At 74.5% G+C, this 20,560-nt stretch carries 17 protein-coding genes; 8 read left to right on the top strand and 9 right to left on the bottom strand.

Annotation, left to right across the window (positions count from 1 at the left end; translation table 11 throughout):
• Positions 1-56 precede the first annotated feature (56 nt).
• Complete coding sequence (locus RMN56_RS14675; protein WP_313724319.1) at positions 57-3,329, top strand: lamin tail domain-containing protein; 3,273 nt, start codon at positions 57-59, stop codon at positions 3,327-3,329.
• Between the two features lie 32 nt (positions 3,330-3,361).
• Here the strand turns inward: RMN56_RS14675 and RMN56_RS14670 are convergent, their stop codons facing one another.
• Positions 3,362-3,898 (bottom strand): helix-turn-helix transcriptional regulator, encoded by a 537-nt coding sequence (locus RMN56_RS14670; RefSeq protein ID WP_313724318.1) that lies wholly within the window; start codon positions 3,896-3,898, stop codon positions 3,362-3,364.
• Between the two features lie 538 nt (positions 3,899-4,436).
• On the opposite strand from RMN56_RS14670, the gene RMN56_RS14665 reads away from it, so the two are divergent.
• Together RMN56_RS14665 and RMN56_RS14660 are read left to right on the top strand one after the other, a co-directional pair.
• Complete coding sequence (locus RMN56_RS14665) at positions 4,437-4,970, top strand: sigma factor-like helix-turn-helix DNA-binding protein (protein ID WP_313724317.1); 534 nt, start codon at positions 4,437-4,439, stop codon at positions 4,968-4,970.
• A gap of 2 nt (positions 4,971-4,972) precedes the next feature.
• Positions 4,973-6,142: a hypothetical protein gene (locus tag RMN56_RS14660; RefSeq protein WP_313724316.1), complete on the top strand. Its 1,170-nt coding sequence runs from the start codon at positions 4,973-4,975 to the stop codon at positions 6,140-6,142.
• On the opposite strand, the gene hemB is transcribed toward RMN56_RS14660, so the two are convergent.
• From hemB to RMN56_RS14635, 5 genes are read right to left on the bottom strand one after another with little or no spacing between them, the layout of a single operon-like run.
• Positions 6,136-7,119 (bottom strand): porphobilinogen synthase, encoded by a 984-nt coding sequence (hemB, locus tag RMN56_RS14655; protein ID WP_313724315.1) that lies wholly within the window; start codon positions 7,117-7,119, stop codon positions 6,136-6,138. The two genes, RMN56_RS14660 and hemB, sit on opposite strands and share 7 nt — an antisense overlap.
• Positions 7,120-7,132: 13 nt before the next feature.
• Positions 7,133-8,713: a bifunctional uroporphyrinogen-III C-methyltransferase/uroporphyrinogen-III synthase gene (locus RMN56_RS14650; protein WP_262282938.1), complete on the bottom strand. Its 1,581-nt coding sequence runs from the start codon at positions 8,711-8,713 to the stop codon at positions 7,133-7,135.
• A complete protein-coding gene (gene hemC, locus RMN56_RS14645; protein ID WP_313724314.1) occupies positions 8,710-9,678 on the bottom strand; it encodes a hydroxymethylbilane synthase in 969 nt (322 codons plus the stop codon). Before hemC ends, RMN56_RS14650 begins: the two co-directional genes overlap by 4 nt.
• Positions 9,675-11,036, bottom strand: coding sequence for a glutamyl-tRNA reductase (locus tag RMN56_RS14640; RefSeq protein WP_313724313.1), 1,362 nt, complete (start codon positions 11,034-11,036; stop codon positions 9,675-9,677). The genes hemC and RMN56_RS14640 overlap by 4 nt, the downstream gene beginning before the upstream one ends.
• Positions 11,033-11,770: a redox-sensing transcriptional repressor Rex gene (locus tag RMN56_RS14635; protein ID WP_262282935.1), complete on the bottom strand. Its 738-nt coding sequence runs from the start codon at positions 11,768-11,770 to the stop codon at positions 11,033-11,035. Before RMN56_RS14635 ends, RMN56_RS14640 begins: the two co-directional genes overlap by 4 nt.
• Before the next feature lie 412 nt (positions 11,771-12,182).
• Here RMN56_RS14635 and RMN56_RS14630 point away from each other — a divergent pair, with 412 nt between their 5' ends.
• Positions 12,183-13,487 carry a sensor histidine kinase gene (locus RMN56_RS14630; protein WP_313724312.1) on the top strand — a complete coding sequence of 435 codons (1,305 nt, stop codon included), beginning with the start codon at positions 12,183-12,185 and terminating at the stop codon, positions 13,485-13,487.
• A 98-nt stretch (positions 13,488-13,585) separates the two neighbouring features.
• The gene (locus tag RMN56_RS14625) at positions 13,586-14,248 is read left to right on the top strand and encodes a response regulator (RefSeq protein ID WP_151460855.1); all 663 of its coding nucleotides are present in this window, start codon (positions 13,586-13,588) and stop codon (positions 14,246-14,248) included.
• A 15-nt stretch (positions 14,249-14,263) separates the two neighbouring features.
• Here the strand turns inward: RMN56_RS14625 and RMN56_RS14620 are convergent, their stop codons facing one another.
• The 3 genes from RMN56_RS14620 to RMN56_RS14610 are packed head-to-tail and all read right to left on the bottom strand — an operon-like array spanning position 14,264 to position 16,808.
• Positions 14,264-14,911: an HAD family hydrolase gene (locus RMN56_RS14620; RefSeq protein ID WP_313724311.1), complete on the bottom strand. Its 648-nt coding sequence runs from the start codon at positions 14,909-14,911 to the stop codon at positions 14,264-14,266.
• Positions 14,912-14,932: 21 nt separating this feature from the next.
• On the bottom strand, positions 14,933-15,187 hold the full coding sequence (locus RMN56_RS14615; protein ID WP_313724310.1) for a glutaredoxin family protein: 255 nt from the start codon (positions 15,185-15,187) through the stop codon (positions 14,933-14,935).
• Entirely contained in the window at positions 15,177-16,808 is a 1,632-nt protein-coding gene (locus RMN56_RS14610; RefSeq protein ID WP_313724309.1) for an AMP-binding protein, read from the bottom strand. Before RMN56_RS14610 ends, RMN56_RS14615 begins: the two co-directional genes overlap by 11 nt.
• A gap of 616 nt (positions 16,809-17,424) precedes the next feature.
• On the opposite strand from RMN56_RS14610, the gene RMN56_RS14605 reads away from it, so the two are divergent.
• The 3 genes from RMN56_RS14605 (at position 17,425) to RMN56_RS14595 (ending at position 20,546) form a co-directional block, all read left to right on the top strand.
• A complete protein-coding gene (locus RMN56_RS14605; RefSeq protein WP_313724308.1) occupies positions 17,425-18,405 on the top strand; it encodes an ECF subfamily RNA polymerase sigma factor, BldN family in 981 nt (326 codons plus the stop codon).
• Positions 18,406-18,697: 292 nt separating this feature from the next.
• Positions 18,698-19,558 (top strand): DUF5667 domain-containing protein, encoded by an 861-nt coding sequence (locus tag RMN56_RS14600; RefSeq protein WP_313724307.1) that lies wholly within the window; start codon positions 18,698-18,700, stop codon positions 19,556-19,558.
• Between the two features lie 109 nt (positions 19,559-19,667).
• A complete protein-coding gene (locus RMN56_RS14595; protein ID WP_313724306.1) occupies positions 19,668-20,546 on the top strand; it encodes an HAD family hydrolase in 879 nt (292 codons plus the stop codon).
• The last annotated feature ends 14 nt before the right edge of the window (positions 20,547-20,560 follow it).

Raw genomic sequence — 20,560 nt, 5'->3', positions numbered from 1 at the left:
GGACCGGAACGGCCCTTAACGTGCGTTAGTTCCTGTCCACCCATCGTGGAGGCTCCATGCGCCCGCGCCGCACCTTAGCCGCGCTCGCGACCACCGCCGCCGTCTCCGTCACGGCCATCGGGATCGCACCCCCCGCGGCCAGCGCCGCGCCCACCGACCTGTTCATCTCCGAGTACGTCGAGGGCTCGTCCAACAACAAGGCCGTCGAGCTCTACAACGGCACCGGCGCGCCGATTGACCTGGCCGCCGCCGGCTACCAGCTCCAGCTCTTCTTCAACGGCGCCACCACGTCGACCAATGTGCCGCTGACCGGCACGGTCGCCGCCGGTGACGTCTTCGTCTTCGCCGCCTCGGCGGCCGCGCCGGCGATCCTCGCCCAGGCCGACCAGACCTACGGCGGCTCGCTCTACAACGGCGACGACGCGATCGTGCTGCGCAGGGGCACGGCGGTGGTCGACTCGGTCGGCCAGGTCGGCGTCGACCCGGGCAGCGAGTGGGGCACCGGGCTCACCAGCACCGCCGACAACACGCTGCGCCGGCTCCCCTCGGTGAGCGCCGGCGACACCGACCCGTCGAACGCGTTCGACCCGGCCGTGCAGTGGGAGGGCTTCGCCACCGACACCTTCGACGGGTTGGGCAGCCACCGCATCGACGACGGCGGCCCGGTCGACCAGGCGCCGACGCTGACCTGCGGCGGCACGCTGACCGTGGAGGCGGGTGCCACGGCGACCCGCCAGGTCACCGCCACCGACGCCGACGACACCGTCACCGACCTCGCGGTCACCGCGGTCGACCCGGCGCCGGCGAGCGGCTCGATCAGCCGTACCGCGTTCACGCCGGCCACCGCGGCCGGCGGCACGGCCACCGCCACGCTGACCGCCACCGGCCTGCCGGCCGGCGCCTACTCGGTCACCGTGACCTCGACGGACGCCGAGGGCGGCACCGCGACCTGCACGCTGACCGTGCAGGCCACCGCCGTGCTGTCAATCGGCGAGGTGCAGGGCCGCACGGGTGACGACGAGGACGGCCGCACCGACCGGTCGCCGCTCGCCCCGGCCAGCGGCAACGGCACCAGCTCCCTGCTGTACGACGTCCGCGGCGTCATCACCCAGAAGTCGCTGACCCGCACCTCCGCCGGGGCCGACCAGTGGGGCTTCTACCTGCAGAGCCGCACCGGCACCGAGGACGGCGACGCGCTCACCTCGGACGGCATCTTCGTCTTCATGGGCTCGTTCACGACGCTGATCGGCGGCTACGCCCCGACGGTCGGCGACGAGGTGGTGCTGCGGGGCCGGGTCTCCGAGTACTTCAACCAGACCCAGCTCTCCAGCGCCTCATTGGTGCGCAAGCTCGACTCCGGCCTGGACGTGGACACCGCCGTCCGGGTGGACGACGCCCGGCCGCCGGCCGACGCGGCCGCCGCCGGCCTGTTCTGGGAGCGGCACGAGGGCGAGCGGATGCGGGTCCGGTCCGGCAGCGGGGTCTCCGCCCCGCGGCACATCTTCGCGTCCAGCCTGGACTCGGAGATCTACGTGCTGGACCGCGAGGACCCGATCATGAAGCGGTCCGACCCCTACGCCCGCCGGGTGTTCCGGGACGCGCACCCGCTCGACGACATCCCGGGCACGCTGTTCGACAACGGCAACAACCAGCGGATCCTGCTGGGCGCCGGCGGCGTGAAGGCGACCGCCGGGGACTCGACCGCGCTGCTGCCCGAGGCGCGCACCTACGACACGCTGACCGAGGACGCCTACGGCGCCATCTCGTACGCGTTCAGCAAGTACAGCGTGCAGCCCGAGCAGCTCACGCTGACCGGCGGCGCGGACCCGGCGGAGAACAACCCGCCGCAACCGGCCGACCGGGGCGGCGAGGTCGCGGTCGCCACCTACAACGTGGAGAACCTGTACGACTACCGGGACGACCCGTTCGATGGCTGTGACTTCACCGGCAACTCGGGCTGCCCCGGGGTCAGCCCGCCGTTCGACTACGTGCCGGCCAGCGAGGCGGCCTACACCGAGAAGCTGGGTGTGCAGGCGCGGCAGATCATCGGTGCCCTGCACAGCCCGGACCTGCTGCTCGTGCAGGAGGCCGAGGACCAGGACATCTGCGCGGTGACCGACGGCAAGCTGGCCTGCGGCGACACGAACAACGCCGACGGCGCGCCGGACACCGTCCAGGAGCTGGCGCTGGCCATCGCGGCCAACGGCGGCCCCGCCTACGCGGCGGCGTACGACCGGACGGGCGCGGACGCCCGGGGCATCGCCTCGGCGTTCCTCTACCGCACCGACCGGCTGACGCTCGCCCAGGCGAGCGCCACCGACCCGCTGCTGGGCTCGGCGCCGACCGTGCAGTACCGCTCGGCGGCCCTGCCGTCGAACGCCGACGTGCAGAACCCGAAGGGGTTCAACGCCGTGCTGCCGGCCGACGTCGACCGCTCGACCGGGGTGGACGGCAGCAACGTCTACACCCGGGCCGTCCAGCTGGCCAGGTTCACCGTGGCGGCGGCGCCCGGCTCGGCGGAGCACTTCACGCTCTGGGCGGCCACCAACCACTTCTCGTCCGGCCCGGACAGCCGGGTCGGGCAGCGGCGGGAGCAGGCCGCGTACGGCGCGGCTCTGGTGCAGGCCGTCGAGGCGGCCGACCCGAACGCGCGGGTGATCTACGGCGGCGACCTGAACGTCTTCCCGCGCCCGGACGACCCGATCGCCACGGGGGCGAACCCGACGCCGTCGGACCAGCTCGCCCCGCTGTACCAGGCCGGCCTGCACAACCTCTGGGACGACCTGGTGGCGGACGTGCCGGCGGCGGCGTACTCGTACACCTTCGACGGGCAGGCCCAGACGCTGGACAACCTCTTCGTCAACGGCCCGCTGCACGAGGACCTGGTCCAGGTCCGGACGGCCCACATCAACGCCGACTACCCCACCGACGCCGAGGGCCTGGGCGACCGGGGTGCCAGCGACCACGACCCGCAGGTGGCCCGGTTCCGCTCCCGCGCGGCGCTGCGGGTCTCCGACGCGACGGTGGCCGAGGGCGACAAGGGCGACAGCACCATGACGTTCACGGTGACCGTCTCCCGCCCGCTCTCCGCGCCGGCCGTGATCTGCGCCACCACCTACGGCACCACGGCGCAGGCCGGGTCGGACTACGACCCGTACGTGGGCTGCAAGACCCTGGCCGCCGGCCAGACGTCGCTGACCTTCCCGGTGACCGTCCGCGGTGACCGGAAGCGCGAGGCGGACGAGCAGCTCAAGCTGTACGTGGCGGGCGTGCCGGGCCTCCGGCTCGCCGACGTGACCGGCATCGGCACCATCCGCAACGACGACTGACGGTCGTACCGCGAAGCGGCCCGTCGCCCGGGTCACCAGCCGGGCGGCGGGCCGTTGCGATATCCGCATCGCTGCGGGTCGCGCGGCGGCGGTACACCCCGGTACTTGGCCACGCGCACTTCCCACTGACTGCGCCGACGGAGGGCGTCGCGGTATGCCCGGTCCCGGTAGAAGGTCTCCGGCGGGCGGGCCAGCCCGTAAAGGTCGGCCCACCACTCCCCCGGCTCCGGGTCGGCGATCACATCCAGGTGGGACGGATATCGACGGTCGGCGCCGTCCCGCAGGTCGTCGCGGTCCCGCATCGGCGCAAGCACCCGGCCGAACTCGTCGACCACGGCGAGACGGAACCCGGCCACGCCGATGATCCGACGCAACATGGCGATGCTCGGGGTCAGCGTGCCGGCCTCGATTCGCCCGATCGTCGACGGATGGACCCGGGCAACGCGTCCGAGTTCCCGCTGGCTGACGTCGGCCCGGCGGCGGATCGCTCGAACGATGCCCGGGGCGGGCCACGGGATGTCGAAGGGGTCGGTGAGCATCGTGGGCGGCTCGACAGGTTCACCGGTCATGACCGGCGGCTCGTCAGGGGTGGCCGGGGCGCTCATGCGGCCACACTCTTCCCCTGCCCGGAACGCGGCAACCCCGACCGGTCCGGCTGTGGACAACCAAGGTGCCTGTGGACAGGCCGCGTCACGTCGGCGAATCCGTCCACAGCCCTGCCCTGGGCCGGAGAGCACGACTGAGCGTGAGGAAAGCAGAGCGTGACGCAACGCGAGTCACCCTCGTTCCGCTCCGAGGAACTCAGGCTGCTGCACCGCCGCAATGCGGACAAAGGGGGCACGTTCCCCGTGGTGGCCCCACCCTCACCACCCCGCTTTGCTCTGCAGCCAGATAGGCAGCGGACACGGAGGGTTGCCGCTGCGCCGTTGGCTGCAGAGCAAAGCGGCCGCGGGTGAGGGCCGGGGGCGCGGACCTACGGCACGCAGAGTGACCGCGCGGCCGCCTGTCCCGCCCGGGGCCGAACCGACGGGCTCGCATGCGCGCACCGGTCGTTCCATCCCCGCCTCGTTCCGGGAACGAAATCCGCCCCCGGAACGTGTACCGGACATGGGAAGCCACCTCTCGGCGCCGGCCGGTCCGCCGGACGTGTTGCCGCGCTCCCGCGACACGTCCTCGCACCTGCCGTTTGAGCAGTTCTATCGGGACCACGTGGACCGGATCCACCGCGCGCTCGCGCTGGCCGTGGGGGACACCGCGGTGGCCCGGGAGGCGACCGACGAGGCGATGGCCCGGGCGTACGCCCGGTGGGACCGGGTGCGCCGGCTGGACAACCCGGGTGGCTGGGTCTTCCGAGTGGGGCTGAACTGGGCCACCTCCTGGTGGCGGAAGGTACGCCGGGAACGGCCACCGGCCGAGGACCGGCATCCGGCGACGGCCGCCCCGGACCCCGCCGGACTGGCCGCCCGGTCGGCCCTGGAACTGCTGCCCATGAACCGGCGCACCGTGATCGTCTGCCGGGTGCTGCTGGATCTCTCCACCGCCGAGACCGCCGCCGTGCTGGACCTGGCCGAGGGCACCGTCCGCAGCCGCCTCTCCCGGGGGCTGGCCGAGCTGCGGGCCGCGCTGGCCGAGGAGGAGTGACCGTGGACGCCGTACCCGAGGACCTTGCCGAGCTGGTCCATAGCGCCGCTCGCGCCACCGGACCGCACCCGGCGGACCTGGCGACCATTCGCCGGCGAGCCCGCGCCCGGCGTCGCCGCCGGAGCGTGACCGGCGCGGCGGTGCTGGTGGTGCTGGTCGCCCTCACCGGGGGCGCCGTGCCGCTGCTGGCCCACGACGACCACGCGGCCCCGCCGGTGTCCGCGCCGTCGGTCCGACCGGCCGACACCGGCCCGGCCGCGCCCGCACCCACCGACGGGCCGGCGCAGCGGCTGATCCTCTCCGGGGAGGGCGGCACCGTCCGGCCGGCCCGGAACGGCCCGGAGATCGGCCTGCTCGCCGGCACCGCGGACGAGCTGACCGCCGACGGCGCGGTGATCCGGCACCGGGTCCCGGCCGGCTGGGAGCAGACCGTGCCCCTGTCTGACGGGCGGCTGGTGGGCCTCAAGCTCACCGACCTCACGCCCGGCGTGCGGCGGCGGGACGGTCCGGACGTGGCCGGTCTCTCGATCCGGCTTCTGGTGCTCGGGCCGGACGACCGGGTGCGGGTGAGTCGGGAGGTCCGGGTCAAGGGGCAGGCTCTCACCCTCGTCGGGGCGGACGCCCGGTACGCCTACCTGGTGCGCGACGGGAAGGGGCTGGTGGCCCACGAGCTGGCCACCGGGAAGGAGAAGATCCTCATCCACGTAGGCGCGGAGGTCGACGGCGAGCTGCCCTTCCGAGGGGCCGACGTGGCAGCGGGCCTGGTGGTGTCAGCGACCGGCCTGCCTGACATGACCCGTTGCCAGCTGGAGATCCGCCGGCTGGCCGGCGGAACCGGGCTGTCCCGTCCCACCGTGGACGGCGACTGCGCCCCGTCGACGCGGCTCTCCCCGGATGGCACCCTCGTGGCGGTCCCCTACCGCCGTCCGGTCGCCCGGCGGACGCTGGAGTACCGGGTGGCGATCCTCGACACCGCGACCGGGCAACGACGGGCCGATCAGCTCATCGGGACGGCGGACGCCGTCGCGGGCATGACGGGCGGCGGGACGTGGGGTGTCGCCTGGGTCGACGACACCACCGTCCGTGTGGTGTGGGCGCAGCTACCGGACCCGCCCCGGAAGGTCTACTCCGTCGGGGAGCTGGCCCGGGCGGTGACGGTCAGCGTTCAGTAGCGCTGGCGGAGCAGTTGGGCCGCCTCGACCGCCCAGTAGGTGAGGATGATCTGCGCGCCGGCCCGGCGGATCGAGGTGAGCGTCTCCATGATCGTCCGCTCGCGGTCGATCCAGCCGTTCGCGGCAGCCGCCTCGACCATCGCGTACTCGCCGGAGACCTGGTAGGCGGCGACCGGGACGTCGACCGCGGCCCGGACCGCCGCCACCACGTCGAGGTAGGGCAGGGCGGGCTTGACCATCACCATGTCGGCGCCCTCGGCCACGTCCAGCTCGACCTCGCGCAGCGACTCCCGCAGGTTCGCCGGGTCCTGCTGGTAGGTGCGCCGGTCGCCCTCCAGGGCCGACTCGACCGCGTCCCGGAACGGGCCGAAGAAGGCGGAGGCGTACTTGACGGCGTACGCGAGCACCGAGACGTCCTGGTGCCCGGCGGCGTCCAGGGCCCGGCGGACCACGCCGACCTGGCCGTCCATCATCCCGGACGGCCCGACCACGTGGACCCCGGCGTCGGCCTGGGCGACCGCCATCCGGGCGTAGGCCGCCAGGGTGGCGTCGTTGTCCACGTCACCGTCTGGGGTGAGCACGCCGCAGTGCCCGTGCGAGGTGAACTCGTCCAGGCAGAGGTCGCTCATCACCACGGTGGCGTCGCCGACCTCGGCGATCACGTCCCGGATCGCCACGTTGAGGATGCCGTCCGGGTCGATGCCGCCCGACCCGGTCTCGTCCCGCGTCGCCGGCACCCCGAAGAGCATGATCCCGCCGACCCCGGCCTGGACCGCCTCGACGGCGGCCTTGCGCAGCGAGTCCCGGGAGTGCTGGAGCACCCCCGGGAGCGACGCCACGGCCCGCGGCTCGGTCAGCCCCTCCTTGACGAACATCGGCACGACCAGTTCGGCCGGGTCGACGCGGGTCTCGGAGACCAGCCGCCGCATGGCCGCGGTGCGGCGCAGCCGGCGGGGCCGGATCTCGGGGTACGACATGGGGGGCCTCCTGTCAGCGGAACCTCAGGGCGGTCGGGCCCTGCACCTTCGAGCCGCGGCGCTGCTTCGCCGGCATGGCGGCGAGCTTCTCGCGCAGCTCGACGGCGTAGGCGGCGAGCGCCTCCACCAGGTCGGGCACCGAGGCGTGCGGCGGCTGCACGTCGACCCGCAGGCCGAACTCCGTGGCGGTCTCCGCCGTCTTGGGCCCGATAACCGCAACAACCGTACGCGCGTGCGGCTTCCCGGCGATGCCGACCAGGTTCCGGACGGTCGAGGACGAGGTGAAGAGCACCGCGTCGAACCCGCCCGACTTGATCGCGTCGCGGATCTCGGCGGGCGGCGGCGCGGCCCGGACGGTCCGGTACGCGGTCACGTCGTCGACCTCCCAGCCCCGCTCGGTGAGCCCGGCGGCCAGGGTCTCGGTGGCGATGTCGGCGCGCGGCAGCAGCACCCGGCCGACCGGGTCGAGGATCTCGTCGTGCGGCGAGAACTCGGCCAGCAGGCCCTCGGAGGACTGCTCCCCCGAGGGGATCAGCTCCGGCTGGATACCGAAGGCGCGGACCGCCTCGGCGGTGGCCTCGCCGATGCAGGCGATCTTGACGCCGCCGAAGTGGCGGGCGTCCAGGCCGTGCTCGGCGAACTTCTCCCAGACCGCCCGGACCGCGTTCACCGAAGTGAAGATCACCCAGGCGTACCGGCCGTCGACCAGGCCCTTGACCGCCCGCTCCATCTGGGCCGGGGTGCGCGGCGGCTCGACCGCGATGGTCGGCACCTCGCACGGGATGGCCCCGTACGCGCGCAGCCGCGCGCTCATGGCGCCGGCCTGCTCCTTGGTGCGGGGGACGAGCACCTTCCAGCCGTACAGCGGCCGGTTCTCCCACCAGCTCAGCTTGTCGCGCTCGGAGACGCCCGCGCCGACGGTGAGCACGACCCGGCCGGTGAAGCCGAGCGCCGCCGCCACGAAGGAGTCCACGGTCGACGTGGTGGTGTACTGCGTCTCGCCGGTGCCGTCGCCGGTCACCGCGACGGGGGTGGCGCCGTCCACCCCGGCGGCCAGCAGGCCGTCCCGGATGGCGGCCAGGTCACCGGCGTCCACGGCGACGGCCAGGGAGCCCCGGCCCACGGCGGCGGCCAGCGCGTCGAAGTCCAGCGTGGTGACGTCCTCGACGTCGGCGGCGGTACGCACACCGGGCAGCGGCACGCCGGCGTAGGTGGCCACGCCCTCGGCCTGGCCGACGCCCGGCACCACCTCGAAGTGCGCGGCGGTACGCGCCACCGCCTGCACCTCCTTGACCACCGAGTCGTGGCCGAACGGGTCACCGGCGACCAGGTGCACGGCGTTCTGGCCGGACCGGGCCGCGGAGATCAGCACCTTCGCCACGTCCCCCGGCACGCCCTCGGCGGGGCTGAACTCGGCGTCGGACCTGGCCTGGGCGCGGACGTGTTCGAGCAGCGACTCGGGGACTCCCCGGTCGTACACCACCTGGTCGGCGTCGACCAGGGCGTCCAGCGCCCGGCGGGTCAGCAGGCCCGGGTCGCCGGGACCGGCCCCGACGAACGCGATCCGGCCTACGGGCTTACGGGTGCGGGTCATTCTGTGCTCCCAAATTGCTGGGTCCCCGGGCCGGCGTGTCCTTCTTGGCCGAGGATCGAGTCGGCGCCGAGTTCGAGGAGTTCGGCGGCGAGTGCCTTGCCGATCTCCGCCGCGTCGGCGGGCGTTCCGGTGCGGGACAGCCGGAGGTCACGGGTGCCGTCCGGGCTGATCACCGCCCCGCGCAGGTAGATCTCCTCACCGGCGTCACCCTCGGCGAGTTCGCCGTAGGCGGCGACGGGTGCGCTGCACCCGGCCTCCAGGGTGGCCAGCAGTGCCCGCTCCGCGACGACCGCGGCGCGGGACGGTGCGTGGTCGAGCACGCCGAGCAGCTCGACCAGGTCATGGTCGTCGATCCGGCACTCCACGGCCAGCGCGCCCTGCGCGGGCGCGGGCAGCATCAGCATCGGATCGAGGGTCTCGGTGATGGCGTCGGTCCGGCCGATGCGGGCGAGCCCCGCCCGGGCCAGCACGACGGCGTCGAGGTCGGCGTCGGGGCCGAGCACCCGGCCGAGCCGGGTGTCGATGTTGCCCCGGATCGGGGTGACCTCCAGTTGCAGGCCGAGGGCGTGCAGCTGGGCGATGCGGCGCAGCGCGCCGGTGCCGACCCGCGCGCCGGGCGGCAGCTCGGCGAGGGTGCGGCCGTCCCGGGCGATCAGCGCGTCCCGCGGGTCCTGCCGGAGCGGCACGGCGGCGATGTGCAGGCCGGGCGCTCCCGCGGTGGGCAGGTCCTTGTACGAGTGGACGGCGAAGTCGATCTCCCGGGCGGTCAGCGCGTCCCGCAGCGCGGAGACGAAGACGCCGACACCGAGCCGGTGCACCGGGGCCGTGGAGCGGTCGCCGGCGGTCACCACCTCGACCAGCTCGACCGGGCGGCCGGTGGCCGCGGTGAGCGCCTCGGCGACGTGGCCGGACTGGGCCATGGCCAGGGCGCTGCCCCGGGTGCCGAGGCGCAGGGGGGCGGTCATCGCGCACCTCCGGTGGGCGGGGTGGTGTCGGCCGGCATGACGATCTCCGCCTCCACCACGTCGGGAACGGTGTCGACCGGGGAGGTCTGCGGCACCTGGAGGTCGAACAGCTCGCGCAGCAGGGCGGCGTACTGGTCGCCGCCGGGCTCGGCCGCGAGCTGGCGGACCCGGACGGTGGGCTGGTGCAGCAGCCGCTGCACCACCCGGTGCACGGTGCGGGCGACCTCGGCGCGCTGGTCGTCGGTGAGGTCGGGGCGGCGCTGGGCCAGCCGGCGCAGCTCGGCGGTGACCACGTCGTCGGCGCGCCCGCGCAGGGCCGCCACGGTGGGTGCGACGTCGGCGCCGCGCAGCCAGCTCAGGAACCCCTCGACCTCGCCGGCCACGATCCGGGCCACCTCGGCGGCGTCGGCGGCGGCCGGACCGTCGGCGAGGATCCCCGCCATCCGGTCGATGTCGATCACCTCGACGCCGGGCAGCGCGGCGACGCCCTCCTCGACGTCGCGCGGGACGGCCAGGTCGAGCAGGACCAGCGGGCCGCGGGCGGCGTCCCGGCGGGCCAGCGCCCGGGTCACCACGTCGCGGGTGAGGACCGGCTCGGTGGCCGCGGTGGCGGCCACCACGATGTCCACCGTGGTGAGCGCGTCGACCAGCTCGGCCATCGGCACGGCGGTCGCGCCGTAGGACTCGGCGAGCCGGACGGCCCGCGCGGCGCCGCGGTTGGTGACGGTGAGCGGGCCGGCGCCCAGCCGGGAGAGGGTGGCCACGCTCAGCGAGCCCATCGCCCCGGCGCCGACCACCATGGCGGGCCGGCCGGTCAGGTCGCCGTCGAGCAGGCCGGCCGCCAGGTCGAGGGCGGCGGTGACCACGCTCTGCCCGGCCCGGTCGATGTTGGTCTCGGCGTGCGCGCGCTTGCCCACGCGCAGCGCCTGCTGCATGAGCTCGTGCAGGAGCCGGCCGGCGGAGTCGGCGCCGGTGGCCGAGTGGTAGGCGTCGCGGAGCTGGCCGAGGATCTGCGCCTCGCCGACCACCATCGAGTCCAGCCCGCTGGCCACCCGGAACACGTGGTCCACGGCGGCGGCGTCGTAGTGCACGTAGAGGTGGGCGGCGAGCGCCGCCGGCGGCGCGCCGGCCTGCTCGGCCAGCACCGCGCAGATGTCGCCGAGGCCGCCGTGGAAGCCGGTGACGGCCGCGTACACCTCGACGCGGTTGCAGGTGGAGACGAGCACGGCCTCGGCGACGTACGGCTGGGCGACGAGGCGGTCCAGGGTGCGGGTGAGGTCCGCGGGGGGGACCGCCAGCTGCTCCAGCGTGGCGACCGGTGCGGTGCGGTAGGACGCGCCGACGACGAGCAGTTTCACGTGCCGATCGCCTCCTGGGTGTCGGTGGCCGCGAGCCCGCCGGGAAGTGCGGTCAGCGACGCCTTGCGGTGTTCGTGGAAGGACAGGATCTGCAGCTCGATGGCGAGGTCGACCTTGCGCACGTCGACCCCTTCCGGAACCGAGAGTACGCAGGGTGCGAAGTTGAGGATGCTCGTCACGCCGACCGCGACGAGCTGATCGGCGACCGCCTGCGCGGCCGGCGCGGGGGTGGCGATCACGCCGATCGAGATCGACTCCTCGACGGCGACCCGGGCCAGCTCGTCGACGTGCCGGACGACCAGCCCGTTGATCTCCTCACCGACCCGGGAAGGGTCGGCGTCGAAGAGCGCGGCGATCCGGAAGCCGCGGCTGGCGAAGCCGTCGTAGCCGGCCAGGGCGTGACCGAGGTTACCCACGCCGACCAGCGCGACCGAGCGGCACTGGGTGAGCCCGAGCACCGACTCGATCTGGTCGATCAGCAGCGTGACGTCGTAGCCGACGCCCCGGGTGCCGTACGAGCCGAGGTGGGAGAGGTCCTTGCGGAGCTTCGCCGAGTTGACCCCGGCCGCGTTGGCCAGCCCCTCGCTGGAAACCGTCTCGTGGCCGGTGTCGGCGAGCGCGTGCAGCGCGCGGAGGTATTCCGGGAGCCGCGCGACGGTCGCCTCCGGGAGGTCCGGGAGCGCCGGTACGGCACCGGCGCGGCCGGGCGCGCCTGGGTGACGGTGCTGACTCATGAGACTCCGTGCGGTGCGATCCTCGACCAGCGACGGTGGCAGGTCGTTCCGGGACTCCCGCTTGCGACCGATGTTGCTGGCTGTGCTAGCAGGGCGCGTCGGAACTACAGAGTAGGCGCTTGTGAAGAGGTGCACAAATCGCGATCTTGCTAGCTCGCGACGCGCCTCCACCTGCCACTCCATTCCCACAAGATCGATAGACCGAGCTCCCTCGGCACCGCGTGGCGATTATTGCTCAATCCCGACTTCTCTGACCAATCGCACGCGCCCGGTAGCGCTGTGTCACCGTCGGGGAGAGGCGCGTCTCACGTCCGGAGATCGCGCCGGCGGCGGCGGAGGTAGGGAGAACCCCACCCCGGAGAGGCCCGCGCACGGGATGGGTCGGGCCGTCCCGGGCCCATAGCCTCGGAGCATGACCGCCGTACCGCTGGCCACCGCGCCCACCCCCACCACACCCGTCCGGGGCCTCCTCCGCCAACTCGCGCGCGACTCCGGCTACGTGCTCTTCAGCCTCCCGCTGGCGCTGGTCGGCTTCGTGCTCGCCGTGGCGGGGATCGCGCTCACCGCCGGGCTGCTGGTGACCACGCTCGGCCTGCCGGTCCTCGCCGGCACGCTGTACGTGGCCCGGGGGCTGGCCGACCTGGAGCGGCTGCGCCTGCCGGCCGTGCTGCGCCAGCCCCGGGTCCGCCCGGTCTACCTGGCGCCCGAGCGGGGCGCGGGCTTCTGGCGGCGGGTCCTCACCCCGATGCGCGACCCGCAGTCCTGGCTCGACCTGCTGCACGCCCTCATCCGACTGCTGGTGACCCTGCCCACCTTCGTGGTGGTGCTGGTCTGGTGGGCGCTGGCGATCACCGGCACGCTCTACGGCGCGTACGACTGGGCCATCCCGAGGGGTCCCGGCGACCAGGACCTGAGCCAGCTCCTCGGGATGGGCGACGGGGCCGGGGCGCGGATCGCCCTGAACACCGCCATCGGGCTGTTCGCCCTGCTCACCCTGCCCCTGGTGGCCCGGGCCTGCGCCCGGATCCAGGCCGCCCTGGCCTACTCGCTGCTGACCGGGGTCGCCGAGATGCGGCAGCGGATCACCACGCTGGAGGAGCAGAAGCGGGCCGCCGCGTCCGCCGAGGCGTCCGCCCTGCGCCGGCTGGAGCGGGACATCCACGACGGCCCGCAGCAGCGCCTCGTCCGCCTCGCCATGGACCTCAGCCGGGCCCGCCAGCAGCTCGCCGCCGACCCGGAGGCCGCCCGGCGGACCCTCGACGAGGCGGTCACCCAGACCCGGGACACCCTCGACGAGCTGCGCGCCCTGTCCCGGGGCATCGCCCCGCCGATCCTGGTCGACCGGGGCCTGCCCAGCGCGCTGGCCGCGCTCGCCGCTCGCGCCCTGGTCCCCACCGAGCTGATCGTCGACGACGAGCTGGGCACCGCCGACGGGCGGCTCGACCCGGCGCTGGAGAGCACCGCCTACTTCGTGGTGGCCGAGGCGCTCACCAACGTCGCGAAGCACAGCGGGGCGGACGCCTGCCGGGTCGAGGTGACCCGGAAGGTCGGCCGGCTGGAGATCACCGTGGCCGACGACGGGATCGGCGGCGCCCACCTGGCCAAGGGGCACGGGCTGAGCGGCATCGCCGACCGGGTCCGGGCCGCCGGTGGGACGCTCGAGGTGGCCAGCCCGACCGGCGGGCCGACCCGGATCCACGCGGAACTCCCCCGGTGACCCCCGACGGCCAGAATCCGGCCGCCGCGCCGCCGGACGGCGCTCCGGACGGGATGAAGGCCGCGCTGTGGGTCCTGGACGTGGTAGACACCGGACCCATGCGGGTGGTGATCGCGGACGACGCCGTACTGCTCCGGGAGGGGCTGGTCCGGCTGCTGACCGAGTCGGGACATGAGGTGGTGGCCGCCGTCGGTGACGGGGACGCCCTGGTCGAGGCCGTGGTGGCGCACCGGCCGGACGTCTCGGTGGTGGATGTGCGGATGCCGCCGTCGCACACCGACGAGGGGCTGCGGGCGGCCGTGGAGGCGCGCCGGCGGGTGCCGCGTACGCCGGTCCTGGTGCTCTCCCAGTACGTGGAGGTGTCGTACGCCGACGACCTGCTCGCCACGACCGGCGGCGGGGCCGGCGGTGGCGGGATCGGCTACCTGCTCAAGGACCGGGTGGCCGCGATCGACGAGTTCCTGGACGCGCTGGCCCGGGTGGCCGCCGGCGGCACCGTGCTGGACCCGGAGGTGATCAGCCAGCTCCTGGTCCGGCGCCGCCGCAACGACCCGCTGGCCGAGCTGACCCCCCGGGAACGCGAGGTGCTCGCCCTGATGGCCGAGGGCCGCTCGAACACCGCCATCGCCCGCGCCCTGGTGGTCAGCGACGGCGCCGTGGAGAAACACGTCCGCAACATCTTCACCAAGCTGGACCTTCCCCCGGACGCCACCAACCACCACCGCCGGGTCCTCGCGGTCCTCACCCACCTGCGGGCCTGAGGCGCCCGGCCCGGGTCAGCACGCCTGGGCGAGGGTGACCGCCTCGGTGAGGGTGTCCGCCACCGGGTGCCCGGAGGTGCGCAGGCGGGCCGGGTCGGAGAGGCCGCCCGTGTAGAGGACGCAGCGCGCGCCGACGGAGAGCGCGGCGTCGGCGTCGTCGAGCGAGTCGCCGATGAGCACCACGTGCCGGCCGTCGAGGCCCAGCTCGGCGAGGTGCTTCTCCAGCCATTCCGCCTTCGGGCCGCCGCCGACCGCGGCGCGCAGCCCGTCCACCCGGGCGAAGTGCGGGGTCAGCCCGTACGTGTGCACGGTGGGGACCAGCTCGTCGTGGAACCACATGGACAGCAGCGACTGGCTGCCCGGCCAGGCGGCGATCGCGGCGGTGGCGTCGGCGGCCAGCGCGCAGCTCGTCAACCCGGTCCGGTACGCCTCGTGGAAGATCCGGTCGAGCCGGACGAACGCCTCGTCGTCGATGGCCTGGCCGAGCATCTCGGCGTAGTAGTCGGCGATCGGGCGGCGGAACCGTACCCGGTGCTCCTCGGCGGTGACCGCCGGGCCGCCGGCGCTGGCGAAGGCGACGTTGGTGGCCCGTACCACCAGGTCGAGGTCGTCGAGGAGGGTTCCGTTCCAGTCCCACACCAGGTGGCGGCGCGCAGCGGTCATCGGTGCACTGTAAGGGGGCGTTCAGAGCTGCGGGGTGGTCAGGTCCCGCAGCAGCCGCTCCTCCTCCACCCGCCAGTAGCCGTGCTCCTTGCCGTCGAGCAGCACCACCGGCAGCCGGTCGCCGTAGTCGCGCTCCAGTTCGAGGTCGCCCGTCACGTCCTTCTCGATCCAGCGGTCCCCGGTGACCGCCACCACCCGGTCGAGCGCCGCCTTCGCGTCCTCGCAGAGGTGGCAGCCGGGCCGCGTGATGAGGGTGAGCCGGGCGTCACTGGACATCGGAAACCTCCGTGCGGATCTGGGTCGGCGGCGCGGGCGCGGGCACCCGGTGCGCCGCCGGGCGGAGCTCGGTCTTGCGTACCTTGCCGATCACCGAGTGGGGCAGGTCGTCGACGAACTCGATGGCGGTCGGGCACTTGAACCGGGCCAGGTTACGCGCGCAGTGCCCGAGCAGCTCCTCCGCCGTCACCGCCGAGCCGGCCGCCCGCACCACGTACGCCCCGACAGTCTCGCCGGTCCGCGGGTGCGGCACCCCCAGGACGGCCGACTCGGCCACCCCGGGATGCGCCTGGAGCACCTGTTCCACCTCGTGCGGGTAGACGTTGAAGCCGTTCACGAGGATCAGCTCACCGAGCCGGTCGACCAGGAACAGGTCGCCGTCGCCGTCGGCGTACGCGACGTCGCCCGTGGGCCACCAGCCGTCGCGGTCCGGGCCGCCCCGCCCGTCCGGCCAGTAACCGTCGAACAGGTTGGCGCCGCGCACCACGATCTGCCCCGGGTCGGTGCCGGTCGGGTCGTCGGAAAGGTCCAGCTCGTCGGCGTCCTCCTCGACCGCGGGCACCCCGTCGCGCCACAGCTCGGCGCCGTCGGCCCCGACCAGGCGCAGCTCGACGCCGGGCAGCGGACGGCCGATGGAACCCGGCTTCGGCTCGCCGCCGACCAGGGTGGAGGTGAGCACCGGGGCGGTCTCGGTGAGCCCGTACCCGACGTGCACCGGGTGCCCGGTCACCTCGGTGAAGCGCGCCCCGACGGCCGGCGGCAGCGGCGCCGCGCCGCACACGGCGACCCGCACCGAATCCAGCGCCGCGGGCCGGTCGCCCGCCGCGTCGGCCCAGGCCAGGAACATCGACGGTACGCCCACCAGCACGCTGACCCGGTGCCGGGCGATCTCGTCGAGCGCCCCGGTCGGGCCGGGCTCGTCGACCAGCACCCCGGTCGCGCCGTGGTGCACGACGGCCCCCAGCCCCGAGTTCAACCCGTACGCGTGGAAGAGCGGCAGGGCGAGCAGCACGGCGTCGTCGGGGCCGACCACCGGCGGGTCGATCCGGTCGACCTGGTCGTGGTTGGCGGCCAGGGCCCGGTGCGACAGCATGGCGCCCTTGGGCCGGCCCTCGGTGCCGGAGGTGTAGAGCAGGACGGCGAGGTCGTCCCCGCCCCGGGCCGGGAACGCGGCGGCCCCGTCACCGTCGCTGACCGGTGGGGTGGTGTGCACGGCGGTGAGCGCGGGCAGGTCGTCGGCGGCCACCCGGTCGGCCACCTCCGTGGCGGCGACCAGCACGGCGGCCCCGGAGTCGGTGAGCACGTGCCGCAGCTCCCGGGCGGTGAAGCCCGGGTTGACCGGCACCGCCACCAGCCCGGCCCGGAGCACGGCCAGGTAGGTGACGACGAAGTCCGGGGTGTTGCCGAAGGCGATCGCCACCCGGGCCGGTCGGCCGTCCGGAGCGGACGGCGGCGCCGCGGCGGCCAGCGCGCGGGCGGTCGCGGTGACCGAGGTGTCCAGGGCCGACCAGGTCAGCGTCCGGTCGCGCCAGCGCAGCGCGGGACGGTCACCGTGGGCGGCGGCCGCCCGGCGGAGCCGGTCGGCGAGGTTCGGCGCGGAGCTGTCGACTGCGTCCTGCACGGTGGCTGAGTCTGGCACAGCCGCGTCCGCCCGGCCACGCCCGAACGCCGGGGGCGTGCCGCGCGGCGGCGCACCCGTGTGCCGGACACGCCGACGCGGCGTCCCCTGGACGGGACTGTCCACCCCGGCATGCGGGATTCTCGAATGTGGGACGGTGGCCTCCACCGGTCGGCGGACGGGGTCCGCCGGGCAGCCGGAACCGGCCGGGCCGGACCGGCGCCACGACACGCCGAGGAAGCGAGAAAAATGCCTCCGACCAGGACTTTCCACTCCGGACCAGGTAGCAGCGCGAAAGTCAACCACACACGACGGACAACGCGTCCGCCATTTGTGCGACGGGACCGGAAATACTTCCGCTCTGTGTAACGGACTTGCCACGCGCGGGTGACGTTGGCCCTATCATCACTCGGGTCGGCTCACCCCATTTGCCGTGAGTCGACACCCCTCAGCCCGAGGAGGCCCCCGTGCCTGTGAGCGCATTGGACCAGCACCTCAAGCGGACGTGCCGCCCGTCGGCCCGTCCCGGAACCGCCGCGCCCGACCGGGGCGTACCCGGTCCCGCCGCGACGCCGCGGCGCCCGGTGCGGCCCTGCCCCGCCTGGATCGGGGAGGCGCGGTGACCACCTTCGGTTACGCGGACCGACCGGCCGGGGTGACCGGCCCGACCCAGCGAACACCCGTGAACGAACGCCTGGAGCCCGCTCCACGCGTCGCCGCCGACGGGACCCGCGGTCTCGCCGTCCGCGGCGAGGGACGGCGCGTCCGCAACCGCACGCACCACAACGAGGCGCCGGCGCGCCCGGCGGTGCCCGGCGGCAACGCGATGCCGGCCGCCGGCCGGCTCGGCGCCCCGTCCCGGCCGACCATGCCGGCCCAGGGCCGGCGCGGCGAGGCCGCCGCGAACAGCGAGCCCTCGGCCGCCGAGACCGCCGTGCTGCCCGCGGTGGCCGCCGGCGACACGGCCGTGCTGCCGGCCGTCCCGGCCGCCACCGCCCCCGCCACCGGCTTTCCGAGCCGCCCCGACCCCTCCGACCCGGCCACCGAGGTCTGGGCGCTGGTCGAGCGGGCGCAGGCCGGCGAGGCCGAGGCGTTCGGCCTCATCTACGACCGGTACGTCGACACCGTGTTCCGGTTCGTCTACTTCCGGGTCGGCAACCGGCAGCTCGCCGAGGACCTCACCTCGGACACGTTCCTGCGGGCGCTCAAGCGGATCGGCAGCTTCACCTGGCAGGGCCGCGACCTGGGCGCCTGGCTGGTCACCATCGCCCGCAACCTGGTCGCCGACCACTTCAAGTCCGGCCGCTACCGGCTGGAGGTGACCACCGGCGACGTGCTCGACGCCGACCGGGAGGACCGGGGGCCCGAGGGCAGCCCGGAGGCCGCGGTGGTCGAGCACATCACCAACGTCGCCCTGCTCACGGCCGTGAAGCAGCTCAACCCGGAGCAGCAGGAGTGCATCGTGCTCCGCTTCCTCCAGGGCTTCTCCGTGGCCGAGACGGCCCGGGCCATGGGCAAGAACGAGGGCGCCATCAAGGCGCTGCAGTACCGGGCGGTCCGGGCCCTGGCCCGGCTGCTGCCCGACGGCTTCCAGCCCTGACCCGACCCGTCCCACCCGCCCGGCGGCCCCCGCCCGGGCGCGGGCGAACGTACCCTCCGCAGCCCGTGACCGCGATCACTCTTGGTGATTTCGCCACCGACCGGGCCGTAACCGGCGACCGCCGCGAACCGTTTCTCCGGGTGCGACCAGTGGTTGTCCCGGCGTCCCCCGGGCCACCCGGTCCGGCGGGTCAGGTCGGCCGTTCCGGTCGATCCTCGGCCTCACGCTGCCACCGGTCGCTGGTGACGACGACGGCCAGCACGGCCGTGACCAGCGAGAGGGGGTGCCTGCGGTGGACAGCGACCTCTTCTCCCGTCGGCGTGCCGAGCGCTTCGCGCAACTCCTCGACGAGGCCAACGGCGGCCGACGGCACCACGTCCGTTCCCGCGCCGACGACGAACTCACCGCGCTCGTCGCGGTGAGCCGGCGACTCACCGCCGACCGGCCCGACGTCGAGGTGGACGCCGAGTTCCGCACCGGGCTGCGGGCGATGCTCGTGGCCACCGTCGAACGCGAGGGCGTCGGTGCCCCGGCGAAGACCGGCACCGCCAGCGGCGTCCGCGGTTCGCTGCTGCCGGCCATGACGGGGCGACGGGCCCGGGCCCGGGGCGCGATCCTGGTCGGCGTGGCCGCCGGCGCGATCGCCCTCTCCGGCATCTCCGCCGCCAGCGAGAACGCGCTGCCCGGTGACGCCCTCTACGGCATGAAGCGCTCGACCGAGCGTGCCCAGCTCGCCCTGGCCAGCTCCGACATCAGCCGCGGGCAGCTCTTCCTCGACTTCGCCCGCACCCGGCTCGACGAGGCCGCCACGGTCCGCGACGACCGGCTGGGCTTCAGCGCCGTGCTCGACGACATGGACGCCGACACCCGGCAGGGCGTACGCCTGCTGACCACGGTGGCCGCGCAGCGCTCCGACCCGGCGGCGCTGGACGCCGTCGACACGTTCCTCGGCGGCCAGCGCCGGGCGGTCAGCGGGCTGCTCGACCGGCCGGACCACACCGACCAGGACCGCACCCGCCGCTCGCTCGCCCTGCTCGACGCGGCCGGCCAGCGCGCCGACGCCCTCCGCGAGGCGATCGCCTGCGGGCTGCCGGCCCCGGCGGCCAGCGACGCGCTCGGGCCCGCCCCGACCACCTGCCCCGGCGACCGCTGACCCGGTCCGGGCAGCCGTCCGCGCCACACTTCTCCCGCCGGACACCCGTCCGTCACATCCCGCCGGATAGGCTCGATGTGGCGTACGCGGTTGTCGAGGGGAGGTCGTCGTGACCCGGAGCCGGAAGGTGACGGTCAGCACCGACGTCCACGGGCACACCGCCGGCTGGGCGGAGACTCCCGAGGCGCCCCCGGTCACCGCCATCCCCGACCCGACGGCCGCCGCCTTCTTCGACGTGGACAACACGATGATGCAGGGCGCGTCGATCTACTGGTTCGCCCGCGGGCTGGCCGCCCGGAACTACTTCACCACCGGTGACCTGGCCCGGTTCGCCTGGCAGCAGGCGAAGTTCCGGCTGCTCGCCACCGAGCACGCCGGCGACATGTCGCAGGCCAAGGAGGCGGCGCTCGCCTTCATCCAGGGCTGGCGGGTGGACGACGTGGAACGCCTCGCCGAGGAGATCTTCGACGAGCTGATGGCCCCGCGCATCTGGGCCGGCACCCGCAAGCTGGCCCAGCGCCACCTCGACGCGGGCGAGCGGGTCTGGCTGGTCAGCGCCGCCCCGGTGGAGATCGGCCGGGTCATCGCCACCCGACTCGGCCTGACCGGGGCGATCGGCACGGTGGCCGAGGTCGTCGACGGGGCCTACACCGGCCGGCTGGCCGGTGAGCTGATGCACGGGCCCGCCAAGGCCGAGGCAGTCACCCAGCTCGCCGCGGTGGAGGGGCTGGAGCTGGACCGTTGCGCGGCCTACAGCGACTCCGCCAACGACCTGCCGATGCTCTCCACGGTGGGGCGCCCGGTGGCGGTCAACCCGGATCCGGCGCTGCTCCGGCGGGCCCGTGAGCGGGGCTGGGACGTCCGTGACTTCCGCACCGGGCGGCGGGCCGTGAAGATCGCCGTGCCGTCCACGGCCGCCGCGGGGCTGCTGGCCGGCGCGGTCACCGCCGGGCTGGCCCTGCACCGCCGCCGCCAGCGCGTCGACTGACGCCCGCCCCGGCT

This window comes from Micromonospora halotolerans, from assembly GCF_032108445.1.
Lineage (GTDB): Bacteria > Actinomycetota > Actinomycetes > Mycobacteriales > Micromonosporaceae > Micromonospora > Micromonospora halotolerans.
Note: the sequence above shows the minus strand (reverse complement) of the source record. Positions and strands in the feature narration are given on the sequence as shown.